Below are 1,804 nucleotides of genomic sequence, written 5' to 3'. Positions count from 1 at the left end.
GCCGGAACCCTCCGCGTTGAAGACGGCGACCCGGTTGCGCTGGGCGCCCACGAACAGGGACAGGCCGACGATGCCGTTGCAGAAGCGGCTCCAGGACTTCGACACCTACTACTCCACCACCCCGTACCTCCGCGAGATGATCGTCCTCTACCTCGTCGCGCACGCGGTGGCGACGGCCGTCCTGTCGGTGCTGTGCTGGCGCTGGGCGCGCGAGGTCACCGGTCTGCTGCGCGCCGGACTCGTCCTCATCGTGGCGGGAGGGGTCCTGGGCATGGGGTACACGGCGGGCAAGCTGCTCGCCGTCGGCGCACGCTGGACCGGACACGACTGGGACGGCATCAGCACCACGGTGGCCCCGTCGATGGCCGCCCTCTCCTCGCTGCTCCAGTGCGTCGGGTTCGCCCTCCCCGCGATCGGCCAGAACCTGTGCAAGCAGTGGCGGCTGCGGTCGCGGTACCACCGGCTCGGTCCGCTGTGGGAGATCATGCGCGTGGTCATCCCGTACGAGCTCGTGCGGATCCCCGCGTGGTCCTCGCTGAGCAGGCGCCACCTGCGGCGGACCTGCGACATCCGCGACGGGCTGCGGCTCCTCGCCCCCTACCTCGAAGGGGGTACGGGCACGGGCGCCCCGACGGACGAGCGGGTGCTGACGACGGGCCCGGGCGCGCTGAAGCCGGAGGCGGCGGCGCACGCGGCCCTGGTGATCGCCGCGTTCGACTCCCTCCGCAGCGGCGAAGGCAGCGGCTGCGACGGCGGCGTGGAGGGTCTGATCGACAGTGACGAGGGGCTCGTACGCCTCTCCGACGCGGTACGGGTCACGGCGGCGCGCGGCGGCTTCGCGGCCGCCGACCACGGCCGGAGCGGGCACGGGACGTCGTCGGTGGCGCGGAAGATGGTGTCATGACGTCCACGTTCACGGCTCCCGCCGGGCCGGTCCGTCGGCGGGCCCTCGTCATCGGCGGGGGCCTGGCCGGAATGCTGGCGGCCGCCGCGCTGCGCGGCGCGGTCGACGAGGTCCTCGTCGTCGAGAGCGACGAGCTGCCCGACGGGCCGCTCCCCCGCAAGGGGCTTCCGCAGGCACGTCACGCGCACATGTTCTGGAGCGGCGGCGTGCGCGCCGCCGAGGCGCTGCTGCCGGGGATCACCGACCGGTGGCTCGCGGCCGGCGCGAACCACATCCCGATCCCGACCGGGATGGTCGCGCTCAGCTCCCAGGGCTGGTTCCGGCGCTGGGGCCGTGAGACCCACTTCGTCCTGGGGTGCAGCCGCGACCTCCTGGACTCCGTCGTACGCGACCACGTGCTGGCCGCCGGCGGGGTCGTGGTCCTGCGGCGCACCCGGGTCGAGGGCCTGACCGGCAGCGCGTCCCGCGTCACCGGGGTGCGGGTGCGCGAAGCGGACGCCCGCGAGCGGACGGTGGAGGCCGACTTCGTCGTCGACGCGAGCGGGCGCGCCTCGCGGACCCCCCGCCACCTGGAGGAACTGGGCGTGCGCCCGGCGCCCGAGCGCTCGCTGGACCTCGGCCTGGTCTACGCGACCCGTGTCTTCCGGGCCCCGGAGGGTGCGGCGGGCTTCCCCATCGTCAGCGTGCAGTCGGATCCGCGCAGCGGGAGCCCGGGGCAGAGCGCGAGCATCCTGCCGGTCGAGGGCGGCCGGTGGATCGTCACGCAGACGGGCACCCGGGCGGGCGAACCGAGCGGGGACGCCGGGGACTTCGCCGCGTTCCCGCGCGGGCTGCGGCATCCCGTGGTCGGGGAGATCCTCTCCGGGCTGGAGCCCCTCACCGGGGTGTCCCTGAGCAGGA

General features: G+C 74.7%; 2 protein-coding genes. Both read left to right on the top strand.

Translation table 11 applies throughout. The features are described from left to right. The first annotated feature begins 70 nt into the window (after positions 1 to 70). On the top strand, positions 71 to 904 hold the full coding sequence (locus tag AB0O29_RS35565; RefSeq protein WP_365160485.1) for an MAB_1171c family putative transporter: 834 nt from the start codon (positions 71 to 73) through the stop codon (positions 902 to 904). Then, positions 901 to 1,804 (top strand): FAD-dependent oxidoreductase (locus tag AB0O29_RS35560; protein ID WP_365160482.1); only part of this gene is annotated, 904 nt, incomplete at its 3' end. The genes AB0O29_RS35565 and AB0O29_RS35560, both read left to right, overlap by 4 nt.

The organism is Streptomyces sp. NPDC089915 (assembly GCF_040684675.1).
Lineage (GTDB): Bacteria > Actinomycetota > Actinomycetes > Streptomycetales > Streptomycetaceae > Streptomyces.
This window is presented reverse-complemented; position numbering and strand designations above follow the sequence as displayed.